Raw genomic sequence first — 15,546 nt, forward strand, 5'->3', positions numbered from 1 at the left:
GTAAGCATGAATGCACGTCATTGTGACCGATGCTTAGGCGACGCTCGCACTCACGAAGTTCCCTACAATCGAGTTACAAAAGATGTTCGGTGATAAAGCGCCATTGCGCTTCGGTAACAGGCGTGATTGATAAACGATTACCCCGCGCAAGGACCTGCATATCCGCAAGCTCCGCGTGATCGCGCAACGTGGCGAGCGGGATGAGCGGCGTCTTCTTGACGAAGTGGACATCGACGAGAAGCCAGCGCGGATTGTCCTGCGATGACTTTGGATCGTAGTAAGGACTCGATGAATCGAATTGCGTGGGATCGGGATACGCGGCGGATGAAACCTTCGCAATCCCCGCTATGCCCGGTTGCGGGCAACTCGAGTGATAGAACAGCACGCCGTCGCCGAGTTGCATGCCGTCACGCATGAAGTTGCGCGCCTGGTAATTGCGCACGCCAGTCCACGGTAAGGTTTTTTTCGGAGCGCGGGCGAGATGGTCGATGCTCGCTTCGTCCGGTTCCGACTTCATCAGCCAGTAGCGCATGAACGTCGTCCGCAAGAAAAGTGCGCTGCTTCAAACTTCGCAAAGTGCGCACGATACAAAAGAAAACGGCATCGGAAAAAATCCGACGCCGTTAGCTTGATCAGCCTGTTGCTTGCAGCTTCACGTTAAAAAAACGCATGCTACAGAATGAGGTCCCCGCCCAAGCCGCTAGGCCGGCATCCTGAACCTGGGTTCAAGATTGGTCGCAGTAAGCAGCACCTTGGGCTCATCAGACAGAGTGACGCGCTCGCCAGTGCTACAAGATCCCACAACCGTGCACAATGGCATTGGTTCAAGGAATATATGACCTTGGCAAACCAGGCAGGGAGCAATCACTGTACACCAATCGCCCCGCCGATGCAGCATTGATACGTGAAAACTTTGTGTCTCTCTCTGCTTGATCGCGCAATGCAATAACGTTCTTGACTTTGCGCGCGCGTGCTTGACAAAGCGCGCCGTTAGCAAACATCTGCGCTCGATTTACTGCGCTTCGTATTGTGAAATCACGACGCCAAGTTGCTCGTTCATTTGATGCATGGTGCGACGAATTTCTTCGGCCGGGAACGCTTCGCCGTGGCGTACGCTGCTTTGCAACTTGAGTAATTCCGACGCAAGCGACAACGCAGCCATTACCGCAATCCGATCTGTACCGCGCACGCTGCTTGCATTGCGCACCTTCGACATTTCAGCGTCCACGCGCGCAACCGCTTCACGCAACGCAGCTTCGGTTTCCGGCGAACAAGCGAGCCGGTAGGGCGCGCCGAGAATGGATACCTCGATCTGCTTGGTCGTCATGCCTTTTCTCCATGATGGTGTGATTCCTCATGCAACGCGCCGCTCGCCGCTTCGGCGGTGTCCGGTTCGCTGCTGGCATCGGGAGGCAAAAGGGCAAGCTGGTTATCCGGCTCGGGTGCGTTTTTCGCGCGCGGCAATTTTTCGAGAATTGCGTTGAGGCGAACTTGTGCGTCATCGATTTTCGCCGATAACGAATCGCGCTCCGCCGCCAGGGCGTCGCGCTCTTCGCGCATGTTCGCGAGCTCTTCCTGCGCAAGTGCAAACTCCGCGCGCAACTGGTCGAGTTGCTGGGCGAGTGCATCGTGCGCTTGATGATGGCGTTCGCTGATTTTAATCAGCCGGCCGATATTTTGTGACAGTGATTCGAGTTCGTTGAGCATGTGCTGCGTCCTCTTAAGACCTCGCATTTTAGCGCGCTTCGCTGGCGCTTCAGAAATTTGGTTCGTTTCCAGACGTAACAGCAGTTTGATGTCAATGCATCGGCGCAAGCCTTTATTCGTAAGGGGAAATGATTTTTCGAGTCGTCTTTCAACGTCTTTTGACGCTTGTAAAACGGCTCGCAGGACGGCTTTTTAAAGCGCTCGGAAACGCCTTCCGAAGCGTCGCTTCAACTGCATTCAGATTCTTCTGCATGCACGGAAACGCCGATGAATCGAACGCTCAATCAAATGCAGAAACGCTAATCCAGGTAATCCGTGCGACGCAGGGTCCCGCTTTCTTGACGCGTACCTGTGGCGCTCTTAAACTCGCGGCACCTTGGTGCTCGCGCATGCTCGATCCAGCGTGCGCAGTTAAACGGGAAGCAGGAAGCAACGTCCGCCCGGACTGCGCCAACCTGCGCTGCCCCCGCAACGGTAAGCGACCGCAACGCAAGTTGCAAGCCGGTTCCACGCGTGATGTCCGCTCGCTTCACAGCCGTTTCATGGCATTTCATCACCTGAAATGACACGAAATAGCGCGGATGAAACGCTCATGCCACTGCGTTCAATACGCGGGAAGGCGGACCGACGCGTCGCCAGCCCGGATACCGGCCTCGGGGAGAGCACGGCCTTACGGCTGCGCTCGTCACGCATGGACCTGCGGGGAGCGGGTCACGCATGCCTCTACCGGATCATCCTGCAACCATGGCTTCACCCGTTACCCGCGCAGTCCTGCTGTTTTTCGGCAGTTTACCCGTTGTCGCAAATGCTCAGTCCTCGACCGCTTCATCAGGCGTGGCAAGCGACCCTGTCACGCTCGCGCCCGTCGTGGTGACGGCCACTCGCGCGCCGCAAACACTCGCGGATTCTATCGCGCAGACTACGCTCTTCGATCAGCAGGATATCGCCGATTCAAACGCCACCGACGTCGCCGGCCTGCTCACGCTCGCCCCCGGTGCGCAGATCACGCGCAACGGCGGCCCGGGTTCTAGCGCGAGCGTGTTCTTGCGCGGCGCGTCATCGGCGCAATCGCTCGTGTTGATCGACGGCGTGCGCGTCGAATCGGCCGGGCTCGGTGCGGCGCAACTCTCGCAACTGATGCTCGATCAGATCGATCGCGTGGAAGTGGTGAACGGCAATGTGTCGGCGCTGTATGGGTCGAATGCGGTTGGTGGCGTCGTGCAGATCTTCACGAAAGATGGCGGCAATCATCCGCCGCGCTTTAACTTCGAAACCGAACTGGGCAGCTATCACACGCAGCGCCAGCAGGTCGGCGCGAACGGCGCGCTCGATCAAGACGGCCGCACCACATTCAACGTGACGCTTTCGCGCGAAAAGACAGACGGCTTTTCGTCGATAGACCCAGCGACCTCGCCGAATGTGAATCCGAACGCGAACGGGTATTTGAACGAAAGCGTGTCGGCGACATTGCGTCATCAGTTCAGCGATAAATGGGACGCCGGCGTGCGCTTTCTGCAATCGAACGGCATCAACAGTTTCGATGACGCGTACGGCCATCCCACCGACGACAACGAATCGCACAACCGCGTGCGTTCCACTTCGGTCTTTGCAAACGGCAAGATCACCGACAACTGGACCACGCATTTCACCGTGGCGCAGGGCCAGGATCGCGCGGACACGCAGTTGAACGGCGTCTACAACAGCAAGTTCAATTCGGAAAATCGTCAGTACACGTGGCAGAACGACATTGCGCTGACGCCGGATCACAAGTTCGTATTCGGCTACGAACATCTCGATCAGACGCTTGACTCGGATCAGGTCGCAGCGCCCGATCGTCATGTGAATTCGGGCTTTGCGGGTTACGTCGGCAATATCGGGGCGAATCAGTTCCAGGCGAACGTGCGCCGCGACCAGTATTCGGACTTCGGCGGCGCCAATAGTTATTACCTCGGCTACGGCTACCGTTTCGACGCGCACTGGAAAGCCACGCTCAGCTATTCCGATGCGTTCCGCGCGCCGACTTTCGACGATCTGTACTATCCCTTCAGCGGCAATCCGTCGATACAACCCGAGCGCAGCCACTCGGTCGAAGCCGCGTTGCAGTATGCATCGAGCACGGCCGGCATCTTGCGGCTGACCGTGTTCCAGACGCGTTACACGAACCTGATCGATTACGTATCGGATGGCGGCGGGTTTTTCATCGCGCAGAATGTGGGGCGCGCGAAGGTGCAGGGGCTCGAGGGATCGTGGCAGGGACACGTGGGACGCACGGATGTGCGCGCGTCGTTCACGCTGCAAAATCCCGTCGATGAAACCAGTCAGCAAGACCTCACGCGCCGCGCCCGGCGTTTTGCGACGCTCGCCGTGAACCGGTCGATAGGCGGCTGGCGCGTCGGCGGCGAATGGCTCACGAGCGGCGCGCGCGAAGATTTTGATTCGACGCTCGGCGGTTATGGTTTGGTGAATCTGTCGGCACGATATGACATCACGAAGTCGTGGTACGTCGGCGCGCGTCTCGACAACGTCTTCAACAAGGACTATCAGCTTGCGTATTCGTACAACACGCCGCGTCGCGGCGCCTACATCACGCTCGGCTGGCAGCAGCGGTGAGCGTTAGACGCATGGACGCCCGGCGCGCCGTGATCGTCTGGAGTGCGCTCGCGTTTGCCGCGCTTGCAGTGTTCGTCGCGTCGCTGGCAATGGGAAGCGTGCCCATGTCGCCTGTGCGCGTGCTGCATGCGCTTGTATCGCCGGGTAACGACGTGCTCGATGAAATCGTGCGCACGCTGCGCTTGCCGCGCGCGCTCGGCGGGTTTGCATCGGGCGCGTTGCTTGCAATGGCCGGCGCGTTGCTGCAAGTCTTGTTGCGCAATCCGCTGGCTGAACCTTACGTGCTGGGTGTATCGGGCGGCGCTGCAGCGTTCGCGCTCGCCGCCATGCTGTTTTCGATGTCCTGGTGGAGCGTCGATCTTGCCGCGTTCGCTGGCGCGTTTTTATCGATACTGCTTGTCTTGGGTCTCGCCCGGCGCGAGTTGTGGCGCGGCGAACCGCAGGATGCATCGCCGAGATTGTTGCTGACGGGCGCGGTGATCGCGGCGGGATGGGGCGCGTTGATCACGCTGATGCTGGCAGTGGCGCCGGAGAATCGCTTGCGCGGCATGGTGTTCTGGCTGACCGGCGACCTGAACGGCGTGGCGATGCCGTGGCCCGCGTTGATCGCGTTGCTGGTCGCGCTGATCGCTATCGTGCCGGCCGCGCCGCAACTCAACGTGCTGCTGCGTGGCGATATGGCCGCCGAAGCGCTCGGCGTGCGTGTCGTGCGCTTGCGTTTGCGCGTGTATCTGGTGGCGTCGCTGGCGGCCGCTGCGGCCGTTACGACTGCCGGGACGATTGGCTTTGTCGGGCTGGTCGTGCCACATGTGTTGCGGCTCGCGTTCGGCAACGACCAGCGCATGTTGCTGCCGGCATCGGCGTTGGCCGGAGGACTTGCAGTGATGGGCGCCGACCTGATCGCGCGCACCGTGATCGCGCCCGCGCAATTGCCGGTCGGCGTGATCACTGCGTTGATCGGCGTGCCCGTGTTCTTGTGGATGCTGCTGAGGCGCACGCGATGAACAGCCTTCACGTCAATCGACTCACATTGCGCGCGGCTGATCGTGTGTTGATCGCCGATCTCACGCAGACGTTCGCGCCTGGCGAGATGTGGTGCATCGCGGGACCGAACGGCGCGGGCAAGACGACGTTGATATCCGCGCTGGCGGGGTTGTCGAAGGACGCATCAGACGCGATTTCCCTGGATGGCCGATCGCTTGACGATTGGCGTTCGAACGACCTTGCGCGCCGCCGTGCATTGATGCCGCAAGCCGCGCACGATGCATTCAGCGCGACCGTTCTCGACACCGTCATGCTCAACCGTTTCCCGCATCTGACCGGCTGGGGTTGGGAAAGCGATGCAGACCGCGCCGCCGCGCACGCTGCCTTGGAAGCGCTCGGCCTCGCTTCGTTTGCATCGCGTGACGTCCAGTCGCTCTCCGGCGGCGAACGTCAGCGTGTCTCGCTCGCCGCAACTTTATGTCAGGACGCGCCGCTTTTGCTGCTCGATGAACCGCTTTCGCATCTCGACTTGCATCATCAGATCGACTGCCTGGAAGTCTTGAGCGAATGGATCGAAGCTAACAACCGCAGCGTGATTTTCTCGTGTCACGATCTGAATCTCGCCCGGCGTTTTGCCACGCACGCTCTTTTGCTCGACGGCGCCGGCGGCACGTCTGCCGGACGCGTGCGCGACGTCCTCACACCCGAGCGCGCGAGCGTTGCGTTCGGCTATCCGCTAACCTTGATTGAGCAGGACGGACATGAAGCGCTCGTGCCCGTGATGCGTTCTATTCCACGATGAACCCGACCATGCCCAAAAATCTTCCGCGCCCCGAACCGCTCGACCGGTCCATGACAGCCGAGCTTCAACATGTCATCGATACAAAAACCAAACCGCCCGGCAGTCTCGGACGGCTTGAATCGCTAGGGCTTCAAATCGGGCTGATTCAGCGGACGATTCGTCCGTGTATCGAGCGTCCCGCGATGATCGTTTTCGCCGGCGATCACGGCATTGCGGCCGAAGGCGTGAGCCCGTTTCCGCAGGAAGTGACGGTGCAGATGGTTGCGAATTTCATCGCGGGCGGCGCGGCGATCAACGCGTTATCGAAGGCATCGGGCATGACGCTCGAAGTCGTGGATGCAGGCGTGGCGAGTGCATCGCCTTCCGCCGAAGGTTTCGTCGATGCCGCCATTCGCCGCGGCGGCACGCGCAACTTCGCGCACGAACCGGCCATGTCGCGCGACGAAGCCTTGCAAGCCATTGCGCGCGGCGCCGAACGCGTGCGCCATCACGCGGCGCTCGGAACCAACGTGATCGGCTTCGGCGAAATGGGGATCGCGAATACATCGGCGGCCGCGTGCTTGATGAGCCGTATTTGCGGGATTGAAATAGACGCGTGCGTTGGACGCGGCACGGGACTGGACGACGCCGGCCTGAACCACAAGCGCGACGTGCTTGCCGCGGCGTTGAAAAAGCATGCGCCGTCCGCCGATCCAATCGATACGCTCGCCACGTTCGGCGGTTTCGAAATCGCGATGATCGCCGGCGGTTTTCTGGCGGCGGCCGAGGCGCGCATGACGATTCTCGTCGATGGATTCATTGTCACGTCGGCGCTGCTCGTTGCGCACGCGATCAATCCGGCCGTGCTCGATTACTGCGTGTTCGCGCATGCATCGGATGAAACGGGACACGCGAAGATGCTCGATTATTTCGATGCAAAACCGTTGCTGCAACTTGGATTGAGACTTGGCGAAGGCACTGGCGCCGCGCTCGCGCTGCCGTTGTTGCGCGCGGCCGTTGCGTTCATCGACGAAATGGCGAGCTTCGAATCGGCGGGTGTATCGGACAAGAGCGCGTGATCGCGACATGAACCGGGCATCGCAGGAACTTCGGTATTTTTTCACCGCGCTCGGGTATTTCACGCGCGTGCCGGTGCCGCGCTGGGTCGGCTTCGAGTCGCATTATCTGAACGCGGCGGCGCGGTATTTTCCGCTGATCGGTGCGATGATCGGCGGGGTCGGCGCGGTGGTTTATCTCGGCGCGCTGCAGGTTTTTCCGGCGAGCGTGGCCGTGTTGTTATCGATGGCCGCAACGCTTCTTTTGACCGGCGCGTTCCACGAAGACGGTCTCGCCGATTGCGCCGATGCCTTCGGCGGCGCGTACACGCGGGAAGACGCGCTGCGCATCATGCATGACTCGCGGATCGGCGCGTTCGGCGCGATTGCGTTGATCGTGGTGCTGGCTTTGAAGTGGCAGACGCTCGCCTCGATGCTGCCCTTGCGTACTGCATGGATGATCGTCGGCGCGCACGCCGCGAGCCGCACGTTCGCGATCAGTTATTTGTGCACGCTCGACTACGTTCGCGCGGAAGGCAAGGCGAAACCGGTCGCGCAGAAGATGAGCCTGAGCGCGTTCGTATTGGCCGCGGCGATCGGATTGCCATGGCTGTTTTGGCCCGACTGGCGGCTTGGCTGCGTGTTGATCGCGGCGCTCGCGGCGATGCGGTTTTTTATCGGACGATATTTTGTCAGGCGCATTGGCGGTTATACCGGCGATTGTCTCGGCTTCGCGCAGCAGCTTTTCGAACTCGCAATTTACCTGATTGGACTTGCATGGATCTCGTCCTGATTCGCCATCCGGCTGTGGGTATCGATGCCGGGATTTGCTATGGAAGCACGGACGTTCCGCTTCTCGCGGACGTTGGCGAATCGGCGCGTTTGATTAAAACGCGTTTGAAAACGCTGATGACGCCGGAAGTCAATGCCGCCTGGTACACGAGTCCGTTGAGCCGATGCCGCTTGTTAGCCGAATCCCTGGGTCAAATCAAGATCGATCCACGCCTGCAGGAACTCGATTTCGGCGCGTGGGAAGGAAAGCGTTGGGAAAGCCTCGATCGCGCGATGCTCGATGCATGGGCGGCGGATCTCGAGCACGCGCGCGAGCATGGCGGCGAGAGCGTTGCGCAGTTTGCAGCGCGTGTTGTTGATTGGGCGGATTCGGTTTTCGCAGTTGATCAAGGAAAACCAATACACGTCGTCACGCACGCCGGCGTCATGCGCGTTCTGACCGGTCATCTGCTCGGCGTAAAACGCGCGAACGTCATTCAGTGGCCGCTCGATTTCGGCGCGGTCGTCTGGCTAAAGCGCGTGCGCGGCGAATGGTTGCTCGTGCGATGGAACGTGTGAACCTACTTCGAACGCCTCGCCCGCGCCGCGTCCAGATCCTCGCATAACGCCTTTGCGCCGAGCGCGAGTCGCGGTGTCGGGCGGTTGATCAGATCGCCGTCGATACCGAACAGATTGCCGCGCGCGACGGCTTTCATGGAAGGCCATTTGCGCCATGTTTCAAGCGATGGCAACGCGCGTGCCGATTTCGTCGCGCCCGGCGTTGCGGTGACGATGGCCTCGGGATCGGCGACGAGGACGGCTTCGGTAGAGATTGTCGGAACAAGCGGTTTCAGATCGGCGAAAACATTTCGGCCGCCGCACAATTCGATGACTTCGCTCACCGTGCTCGAACCGTTGAGCGTCATCAGCGGATCATCCCAGACTTGATAAAACACGCTGACGGGCGATAGTTTTGCGTAACGTGATCGCAAGTCATCGATGTCATGGCGGAACGCATTCGACGCCTTTTTCGCCTCATTCGATGTACCGAGCAGGAGACCGAGTTTATCGATGGTCGCCGGAATGTCTTCGAGCTGGTGCGGCTCGCTGAAGAACATCGGCACGTGAAGTTCACGCAGCCGGTCGAGTTGACGCAGTGCATTGCCATGCCGCCACACGACAATGAGATCGGGCTTCATCGCGATAATGCGTTCGAGGTCGAGCGATTTGTTATCGCCAACACGCGGTATTGATTTCGCTTGCGGCGGGTAATCGCTGTATTCGACCGCGCCGACGATCCGATCGCCGCCGCCCGCCGCATAGAGCAATTCGGTCACGTGCGGCGCGAGACTGACGATGCGTTGCGCCGGCGCGTTCAGCGTGACGGTTGCGCCGGAATCATCGGTGACGGTGAGGGCGTGCGCCTGCGTGGCGACAAAAAAGAAGAGTGCAATAACAAAGCGAACGGTCATGTCATTGTTCGCCAGCGACTTGTTCAAACGCCTGCGAGAACCTCGACCATTCGTCTTCCGATCCTGTTAGTCCAATCCGCAAACTCGGCGAAACGCCATGTTCGAACAGCCGCGTCCAGATGCCTTTTTCCGCCAAAGCGCGTTGGAGATTCGCGGCGGTCGGGGTTTGAAACCACGCGAAAAGCGGCGTTGAATACGGCTTGAATCCCAGAGAGCGGATCAACGCCGAGAGTCTTGCACTTTCCCGTGCAAGCGTTGCGCGCGTCTCCATTTGCCAGGCGCGATCGTTGAATGCAGCCGATACCGCGTGCCGTGCCGGACCGCTCACGGTCCACGCGCCGAGCGTCTCGTTCAATGCATTGCGCAACGGTTGCGCCGCGAGCACGAAGCCCGCGCGAATTCCTGCCAGGCCATAGAACTTGCCGACCGATCGCAGCACGATCAATCCTTCGCGGTAAGTCTCTGGCGCCAACGAAGCATTGTCGTAAGCATCGGCGAACGCTTCATCGATGATCAATGTGCCCTCACGCGCCGCCAGTTGTTCGTGCCATCCGAGCAAAACATCACGGTCCAGATAAGTCGTAGTCGGATTGTCAGGATTCGCGACGATCACATGATCCACGTCTTCCGGTAACGTAACGGACGTCACATCGAGCGGCACAACCCGATGCCCCGCGCGCTCAAACGCCGGCGTGTACTCGCCGTAGGTCAGCGGCGCGACGGCCGCGACGCCTTTTTGAAGCAATCCTGGCAACGTGCGAATCGCCGCCTGGCTTCCCGCAACGGGCAACGCGCCAGGCGCGCCATAATGCTTCGCGGCGAGTTCGGCGAATCCATCGGCGTCTTCGGGCAAGCGGCGCCACGCATCGACGGGCACCGCAGGAACCGGATACGCCCGCGGATTGATTCCCGTCGATAAATCCAGCCAGTCGCCCAGCGCAATGCCGTATTGCTTGGCGGCTTCGCGTAAATTGCCGCCGTGTCGGATTGGTTCAGCCATGAAATCCCGCGCCCATGAAAGCCAGCACGAGCAAGAGCACGAGCCAGAGCACCGTCGTGCGCTCGACCAGCCGCAGCGCCGCGACCACATGTTTTGGCGCCGCGGTCACGCCGAAGCCCAGGACAGGGCGCGTCTCGAGCGCGCCGTGATACATCGCGGCGCCTCCGAGCAACACGTTCAAACTTCCCGCGCCCGATGCCATCACTGGTCCCGCATTCGGGCTGTCCCACAGCGGCGCTTGCGTCTGCCAGCAGCGCCACGCCGTGCGGGTATCGCCGAGAAGGGCATAACTTGCCGCCGTGAGACGCGCGGGCACGTAGTTCAGGACATCGTCGAAACGAGCGGCAGCCCAGCCGAAACGCAGATAGCGCGGCGTTTTGTAGCCCCACATGGCGTCGAGCGTGTTCGCGAGCCGGAACATCAGCGCGCCCGGACCGCCCGCGATCACGAACCAGAAAAGCGCGCCGAAGATCGCATCGTTGCCGTTTTCCAGCGCGGACTCGACGGCCGCGCGCGAGAGCGCGGCTTCGTCGGCGTTGGCGGTTTCACGCGATACGATCCGCGCCGTCAACGAACGCGCCTCAGGAAGATCGCCGCGCCCGAGCGCACGCGCAATCGGCACGATGTGATCGCGCAGGCTTTTCGCGCCGAGCGCGAACCATAAAAGCGCGATGTGCACGGCGCAGGCCGCAGCGAACGGCAGCACGCTCACCAGAATCCAGCTGACAAATACCGGCGGCACGACGGCAATCAGCCACGCGAGAATGCCCGCCGGGCGGGCGCGAAATCCGGTATTCATCCTGGCTTCAATCCGTGTTGCAAGGCGCCCAAACGACACCAGCGGATGCCGCGTCGCCGGTTCGCCAAAAATGCGATCGGCGACAACGCCCGCTATTGCGAGCATCGCCGTGACGTAGAACGAGAGCAGCAGCATGGTCAGCCTTTGAGGACGAGTGGCAGACCCGCCACCATCATGGTCACGCGCGCGCTCGTGGCGGCGACGCGCTGGTTCAGGCGGCCGAGTTCATCGACGTAAAGTCGTGTCACCGATCCCATCGGCACAACACCCAGACCTATTTCGTTGCTCACCACGATCACCTTTCCCTTGACCTGTGACAAGGCGGAATCGAAGGCGTTGAACGCTTGCAAAGGCGGGCCGTCGGGCGCGGTTCCATCGGCGGGGAAAAGCAGATTGGCGAGCCACAGCGTGAGGCAATCGATCAGCACCACATGCCCTTCGCGATCCAGTTCGCGCAACACGCCGCCCAGATCGAGCGGCGCTTCGACCAGCGCCCAGTGCGCCGGCCGTCGTTCGCGATGCAGCGCCACGCGTGCCGCAAATTCGTCATCGCCGACGCGCGCCGTGGCAACGTACGTGACGGGCAAACCGCTATCGGTGGCGATGCGTTCGGCGAACGCGCTTTTTCCCGAGCGCGCGCCGCCGAGAATGAAGGTGAGGTCGGGGGAAGTCATCGCAATATTGTACCGGCGGGCGCTAACATAGCGGCTTGCCTGATACCCCGACCGACACCCCGACCAATATGCACTTTGCACCGCGCGGCACGCTGATGATCCAGGGCACGACTTCCGATGCTGGCAAGAGCACGCTGGTCGCAGGTTTATGCCGGCTGGCCTTGCGTGGCGGCATGAAAGTCGCGCCGTTCAAGCCGCAAAACATGGCGCTGAACAGCGCGGTCACAGTTGACGGCGGCGAGATCGGCCGCGCGCAGGCCTTGCAGGCGATCGCGGCGGGCGTCGATGCCGAGATCGACTTCAATCCCGTGCTGCTCAAGCCGACGAGCGATCGCGGCGCGCAGGTGATCATCCACGGCCACGCGCACGCGAATCTCGATGCCCGTGCGTATCACGCGTACAAAACCGTCGCCTTCGATGCCGTTCTCGCGTCGTACGCCCGCCTTCAGCAGCGATTCGACACGATTATCGTGGAAGGCGCGGGAAGCCCGGCCGAGGTGAATCTGCGCGATCGGGACATCGCCAACATGGGTTTCGCCGAGCGCGTGGATTGCCCGGTCGTGCTGGTGGCGGATATCGACCGTGGCGGCGTGTTCGCGCATTTGCTGGGGACGCTCGCGTGTTTGTCGGAGAGCGAAAGGGCGCGGGTTCGTGGATTCGTGATCAACCGTTTTCGCGGCGATATCAGCCTACTTCAGCCCGGCCTCGACTGGCTCGAAGCACAGACCGGCAAGCCGGTGCTCGGCGTGGTGCCTTATCTGCATGGCCTGACGCTCGACGCCGAGGACATGTTGCCAAGCCAGCTCCACGCGCGCGGCGAAGGCGCCGAGGTGCTGAAAGTGATCGTTCCGGCGCTGCCCCGAATCAGCAATCACACTGATTTCGATGCCCTGCGCGCGCATCCCCAAGTGGATTTTTCATACGTGCGCGCCGGGACCGCGCCGCCGCCGGCCGATCTGATCGTGTTGCCGGGATCGAAAAGCGTGCAACGCGATCTTGCATGGCTGCGCGAAAACGGCTGGGATCGTGCGATCGAACGGCATCTCCGATACGGCGGCAAAGTCCTCGGAATTTGTGGCGGCATGCAAATGCTGGGTCGTACCGTCGATGACCCCGAAGGTTTCGAAGGTCCCGCCGGCTGCGTGAACGGCCTCGGGTTACTCGAACTCGATACCACACTCACCGCCAACAAGCTGCTCGATAACGTGACCGGACGGTTGACCATCGGCGGTGACTCGGCGCTCGTGCGCGGCTACGAAATCCACATGGGTCGCACGACGGGCGCCGCGCTTTCGCGGCCAGCGGTCATGCTGAACGGCAATCGACCGGATGGCGCCGTTTCCGCAGACAATCAGATCGCCGCGACTTATCTGCACGGCGTTTTCGATACCCCTGAAGCCTGTGCGGCGCTGCTCGAATGGGCCGGTTTGCGCGATGCCCAGGCGCTCGATTACCCTGCGTTGCGCGAAGCGTCGCTGAACCGTCTCGCCGACACGCTGGGCGAATCGCTGGACCTGAACGCGCTCGCGGCTTTATTTGCCTGAAGGCATTCTTCGGCTGCCGGTCAATACAGGATCATCTGGGTGCATCGAAACAGCGCGATGGTTTTTCCTTCGCCGTTCGTGACGATCGCGTCCCAGACCTGAGTGCTGCGCCCGAGGTGCACGGCAGTTGCCTTCGCCGTGATCACGCCGTCGCGCGCGGTTCCCACGTGATTGCTTTTCAATTCGATGGTCGTGAAATTTTTCGCGCCCTCGGGCAAATGCGCGATGCACGCATAACCGCAACATGTATCCGCCAATCCGACAACGGTCGCGGCGTGCAGAAACCCGTTGGGCGCGAGGACTTGCGGCCTCACGGCGAGTTTTCCAGTGAGCGCGCCGCTTTCCACCGATACGACTTCCACGCCTAGCAAATCGGGCAGCGTGCCGCGCTGACGCTCGCGCAAATGTTCGAGGGTGACATCGGGGCGAAGTACGGCCATTTGGGATTGTCCTTGGCTGAATGGGTGGGTGATTGACGCGTGCGTGGATTGAAACAAGCAAATCCGATAGTATCAACGGCTCGAACTTTTCACTTATTACAGCGCTTACAGCACGACCGGGTCTCGAAAGACCGCATCATCAGGACCCGTCGCGCTGGCAAAACACGTGGAATGGATCTATGACGGTGATCGTGGTGGCAAATCCGAAGGGCGGCGTGGGCAAAAGCACGCTTTCGACAAATCTGGCCGGGTATTTCGCGGCAAACGGCGAATGGGTCGCGCTCGCAGATCTCGACAAACAGCAGTCCGCGCACGGCTGGCTGGGGCTGCGGCCCGATACGCTGCCGAAGATCGAGGAGTGGACCACCAACGTGGACGCTCCGACCAAGCCGCCAAAAGGACTGGAAAAAGCGGTCATCGATACCCCCGCCGGCATTCACGGCACGCGCCTCGCGCTGGCGCTCGAACTGGCGGACAAAGTGATCGTGCCGCTCCAGCCATCCATGTTCGATATTCTCGCTACTCAGGAGTTTCTCGTCCGCCTCCAGAAGGAAAAGGCGATCCGCAAGGGAAGTATCGAGGTGGGCGTGGTCGGAATGCGTGTCGATGCCCGCACGAAATCTGCGGATCAGCTGCATCGGTTTGTCGAAGGGCTCGACCTGCCGGTGCTGGGTTATCTGCGCGATACGCAAAACTACGTGCAGGCCGCCGCGCACGGATTGACCATCTGGGACGTGGCGCGAAGCCGCGTGGAGAAGGATCTGGAACAGTGGCAGCCGATTATTGAATGGGTGTCGAAGAAGTAAGCTTTCACCATGAAAAACGCCGGCGGCTTTTTAGGGCGCCGGCGTTGTTTAATTCAAGTCCGCGTCAGATTTCCAGATTGTCGATCAGGCGCGTCGAACCGAGCTTGGCGGCGGCCAGCACAACGAGCGGCGCGTCCGTGTCAGCCGGCCCGGGCGGCAACAGATCCACGCGCTTTCTCACCGCAATGTAATCCGGCTGCCAGCCGCGCAATGCGAGCGAATCCACGGCTTCTTTTTCAATCGATGCATAGTCGCGGTTACCCGAAAGCACGGCGTCGCGCACGCGATTCAGCGCTTGCGCCAGCACCGGCGCTTCGGCGCGCTCGGCGGCCGCCAAAAAGCGATTACGCGAACTGAGCGCCAGGCCGTCGGCGTCGCGTACGGTTTCGGCGGCAACAATCTCGGTTGGCAGCGCGAATTGGTGGCACATCTGCCGCACGATCATCAGTTGCTGGTAATCCTTCTTGCCAAACACGGCCACGCGCGGTTGCACGCAAGACATCAGTTTCATCACGACCGTGCATACGCCCTGGAAAAAACCGGGGCGGAATTCGCCTTCAAGGATATCGCCCAGATTGGTCGGCGGATGCACGCGATATTGCTGGGGCTCCGGATACAAATCCGCTTCTGTCGGCGCGAACAGCACATACACATTCTCCGCCTGAAGCTTCTCGATATCGTCTTGCAGCGTTCGCGGGTATTTATCGAAATCCTCGTTCGGGCCGAACTGGAGCCGGTTCACGAAAATACTGGCGACGACCGGATCACCGTGCTGGCGCGCAAGGCGCATCAGCGAAAGATGGCCTTCGTGCAGGTTGCCCATGGTCGGGACGAACGCGGTTCGGTTCTGGCCGCGCAACTGGTCGCGCAGTTCATGGATCGAGCTGATGACTTTCATCTAGC

17 protein-coding genes, 1 other RNA gene and 1 riboswitch are annotated in these 15,546 nt (G+C 61.0%); of the genes, 8 read left to right on the forward strand and 10 right to left on the reverse strand.

The window, feature by feature from the left end; genetic code table 11:
* Positions 1 to 73: 73 nt before the first annotated feature.
* From ASG35_RS01090 to ASG35_RS01100, 4 genes are all read right to left on the reverse strand, one after another.
* Positions 74 to 532 (reverse strand): EVE domain-containing protein, encoded by a 459-nt coding sequence (locus tag ASG35_RS01090; RefSeq protein WP_056351778.1) that lies wholly within the window; start codon positions 530 to 532, stop codon positions 74 to 76.
* Between the two features lie 149 nt (positions 533 to 681).
* Positions 682 to 863: non-coding RNA, 6S RNA (ssrS, locus tag ASG35_RS30635), on the reverse strand.
* A gap of 149 nt (positions 864 to 1,012) precedes the next feature.
* A complete protein-coding gene (locus tag ASG35_RS01095) occupies positions 1,013 to 1,327 on the reverse strand; it encodes a cell division protein ZapA (protein WP_056351781.1) in 315 nt (104 codons plus the stop codon).
* Positions 1,324 to 1,707, reverse strand: a complete 384-nt coding sequence (locus tag ASG35_RS01100) for a hypothetical protein (RefSeq protein ID WP_056351784.1) — start codon at positions 1,705 to 1,707, stop codon at positions 1,324 to 1,326. The genes ASG35_RS01095 and ASG35_RS01100 overlap by 4 nt, the downstream gene beginning before the upstream one ends.
* A 360-nt stretch (positions 1,708 to 2,067) precedes the next feature.
* Positions 2,068 to 2,377, forward strand: a riboswitch (cobalamin riboswitch).
* 74 nt (positions 2,378 to 2,451) lie between these two features.
* On the opposite strand from ASG35_RS01100, the gene ASG35_RS01105 reads away from it, so the two are divergent.
* The 6 genes from ASG35_RS01105 to cobC are packed head-to-tail and all read left to right on the forward strand — an operon-like array spanning position 2,452 to position 8,487.
* The gene (locus ASG35_RS01105) at positions 2,452 to 4,317 is read left to right on the forward strand and encodes a TonB-dependent receptor domain-containing protein (protein WP_056351786.1); all 1,866 of its coding nucleotides are present in this window, start codon (positions 2,452 to 2,454) and stop codon (positions 4,315 to 4,317) included.
* An 11-nt stretch (positions 4,318 to 4,328) separates the two neighbouring features.
* A complete protein-coding gene (locus tag ASG35_RS01110) occupies positions 4,329 to 5,321 on the forward strand; it encodes a FecCD family ABC transporter permease (RefSeq protein WP_056351789.1) in 993 nt (330 codons plus the stop codon).
* Complete coding sequence (locus ASG35_RS01115; RefSeq protein ID WP_056352852.1) at positions 5,318 to 6,103, forward strand: ABC transporter ATP-binding protein; 786 nt, start codon at positions 5,318 to 5,320, stop codon at positions 6,101 to 6,103. The genes ASG35_RS01110 and ASG35_RS01115 overlap by 4 nt, the downstream gene beginning before the upstream one ends.
* Positions 6,104 to 6,111: 8 nt before the next feature.
* Complete coding sequence (gene cobT / locus ASG35_RS01120) at positions 6,112 to 7,161, forward strand: nicotinate-nucleotide--dimethylbenzimidazole phosphoribosyltransferase (RefSeq protein WP_082508208.1); 1,050 nt, start codon at positions 6,112 to 6,114, stop codon at positions 7,159 to 7,161.
* Positions 7,162 to 7,168: 7 nt separating this feature from the next.
* Entirely contained in the window at positions 7,169 to 7,930 is a 762-nt protein-coding gene (locus ASG35_RS01125) for an adenosylcobinamide-GDP ribazoletransferase (RefSeq protein WP_056351797.1), read from the forward strand.
* Complete coding sequence (gene cobC / locus ASG35_RS01130; RefSeq protein WP_056351804.1) at positions 7,915 to 8,487, forward strand: alpha-ribazole phosphatase; 573 nt, start codon at positions 7,915 to 7,917, stop codon at positions 8,485 to 8,487. Before ASG35_RS01125 ends, cobC begins: the two co-directional genes overlap by 16 nt.
* Before the next feature lie 2 nt (positions 8,488 to 8,489).
* On the opposite strand, the gene ASG35_RS01135 is transcribed toward cobC, so the two are convergent.
* From ASG35_RS01135 to cobU, 4 genes are read right to left on the reverse strand one after another with little or no spacing between them, the layout of a single operon-like run.
* Positions 8,490 to 9,380, reverse strand: coding sequence for a cobalamin-binding protein (locus ASG35_RS01135; RefSeq protein ID WP_056351807.1), 891 nt, complete (start codon positions 9,378 to 9,380; stop codon positions 8,490 to 8,492).
* Between the two features lies 1 nt (position 9,381).
* Positions 9,382 to 10,380, reverse strand: coding sequence for a threonine-phosphate decarboxylase CobD (cobD, locus tag ASG35_RS01140; RefSeq protein ID WP_056351810.1), 999 nt, complete (start codon positions 10,378 to 10,380; stop codon positions 9,382 to 9,384).
* Complete coding sequence (gene cbiB, locus ASG35_RS01145) at positions 10,373 to 11,314, reverse strand: adenosylcobinamide-phosphate synthase CbiB (protein ID WP_156392936.1); 942 nt, start codon at positions 11,312 to 11,314, stop codon at positions 10,373 to 10,375. Before cbiB ends, cobD begins: the two co-directional genes overlap by 8 nt.
* Before the next feature lie 2 nt (positions 11,315 to 11,316).
* Complete coding sequence (gene cobU, locus ASG35_RS01150; RefSeq protein WP_056351813.1) at positions 11,317 to 11,853, reverse strand: bifunctional adenosylcobinamide kinase/adenosylcobinamide-phosphate guanylyltransferase; 537 nt, start codon at positions 11,851 to 11,853, stop codon at positions 11,317 to 11,319.
* 68 nt (positions 11,854 to 11,921) lie between these two features.
* Here cobU and ASG35_RS01155 point away from each other — a divergent pair, with 68 nt between their 5' ends.
* A complete protein-coding gene (locus ASG35_RS01155) occupies positions 11,922 to 13,397 on the forward strand; it encodes a cobyric acid synthase (RefSeq protein ID WP_056351817.1) in 1,476 nt (491 codons plus the stop codon).
* Between the two features lie 20 nt (positions 13,398 to 13,417).
* On the opposite strand, the gene ASG35_RS01160 is transcribed toward ASG35_RS01155, so the two are convergent.
* A complete protein-coding gene (locus ASG35_RS01160) occupies positions 13,418 to 13,837 on the reverse strand; it encodes a PaaI family thioesterase (RefSeq protein ID WP_056351821.1) in 420 nt (139 codons plus the stop codon).
* Positions 13,838 to 14,016: 179 nt separating this feature from the next.
* On the opposite strand from ASG35_RS01160, the gene ASG35_RS01165 reads away from it, so the two are divergent.
* The gene (locus tag ASG35_RS01165; protein ID WP_056351823.1) at positions 14,017 to 14,643 is read left to right on the forward strand and encodes a ParA family protein; all 627 of its coding nucleotides are present in this window, start codon (positions 14,017 to 14,019) and stop codon (positions 14,641 to 14,643) included.
* Between the two features lie 64 nt (positions 14,644 to 14,707).
* Here the strand turns inward: ASG35_RS01165 and panC are convergent, their stop codons facing one another.
* Complete coding sequence (gene panC / locus ASG35_RS01170) at positions 14,708 to 15,541, reverse strand: pantoate--beta-alanine ligase (RefSeq protein ID WP_056351827.1); 834 nt, start codon at positions 15,539 to 15,541, stop codon at positions 14,708 to 14,710.
* Positions 15,542 to 15,546 lie beyond the last annotated feature (5 nt).

Origin of the sequence: Burkholderia sp. Leaf177, from assembly GCF_001424345.1 — a bacterium.
In the GTDB taxonomy this organism is placed as follows: domain Bacteria; phylum Pseudomonadota; class Gammaproteobacteria; order Burkholderiales; family Burkholderiaceae; genus Caballeronia.

Coding starts and splice junctions, on each gene's coding strand:
- ASG35_RS01165 (WP_056351823.1), top strand. CDS start 14,017: ATGACGGTGATCGTGGTGGCAAATCCGAAGGGCGGCGTGGGCAAAAGC.
- cobT (WP_082508208.1), top strand. CDS start 6,112: ATGCCCAAAAATCTTCCGCGCCCCGAACCGCTCGACCGGTCCATGACA.
- cobD (WP_056351810.1), bottom strand. CDS start 10,380: ATGGCTGAACCAATCCGACACGGCGGCAATTTACGCGAAGCCGCCAAG.
- ASG35_RS01110 (WP_056351789.1), top strand. CDS start 4,329: ATGGACGCCCGGCGCGCCGTGATCGTCTGGAGTGCGCTCGCGTTTGCC.
- cobC (WP_056351804.1), top strand. CDS start 7,915: ATGGATCTCGTCCTGATTCGCCATCCGGCTGTGGGTATCGATGCCGGG.
- ASG35_RS01160 (WP_056351821.1), bottom strand. CDS start 13,837: ATGGCCGTACTTCGCCCCGATGTCACCCTCGAACATTTGCGCGAGCGT.
- ASG35_RS01100 (WP_056351784.1), bottom strand. CDS start 1,707: ATGCTCAACGAACTCGAATCACTGTCACAAAATATCGGCCGGCTGATT.
- ASG35_RS01135 (WP_056351807.1), bottom strand. CDS start 9,380: ATGACCGTTCGCTTTGTTATTGCACTCTTCTTTTTTGTCGCCACGCAG.
- cobU (WP_056351813.1), bottom strand. CDS start 11,853: ATGACTTCCCCCGACCTCACCTTCATTCTCGGCGGCGCGCGCTCGGGA.
- ASG35_RS01105 (WP_056351786.1), top strand. CDS start 2,452: ATGGCTTCACCCGTTACCCGCGCAGTCCTGCTGTTTTTCGGCAGTTTA.
- ASG35_RS01095 (WP_056351781.1), bottom strand. CDS start 1,327: ATGACGACCAAGCAGATCGAGGTATCCATTCTCGGCGCGCCCTACCGG.
- panC (WP_056351827.1), bottom strand. CDS start 15,541: ATGAAAGTCATCAGCTCGATCCATGAACTGCGCGACCAGTTGCGCGGC.
- ASG35_RS01115 (WP_056352852.1), top strand. CDS start 5,318: ATGAACAGCCTTCACGTCAATCGACTCACATTGCGCGCGGCTGATCGT.
- cbiB (WP_156392936.1), bottom strand. CDS start 11,314: ATGCTGCTGCTCTCGTTCTACGTCACGGCGATGCTCGCAATAGCGGGC.
- ASG35_RS01090 (WP_056351778.1), bottom strand. CDS start 532: ATGCGCTACTGGCTGATGAAGTCGGAACCGGACGAAGCGAGCATCGAC.
- ASG35_RS01155 (WP_056351817.1), top strand. CDS start 11,922: ATGCACTTTGCACCGCGCGGCACGCTGATGATCCAGGGCACGACTTCC.
- ASG35_RS01125 (WP_056351797.1), top strand. CDS start 7,169: ATGAACCGGGCATCGCAGGAACTTCGGTATTTTTTCACCGCGCTCGGG.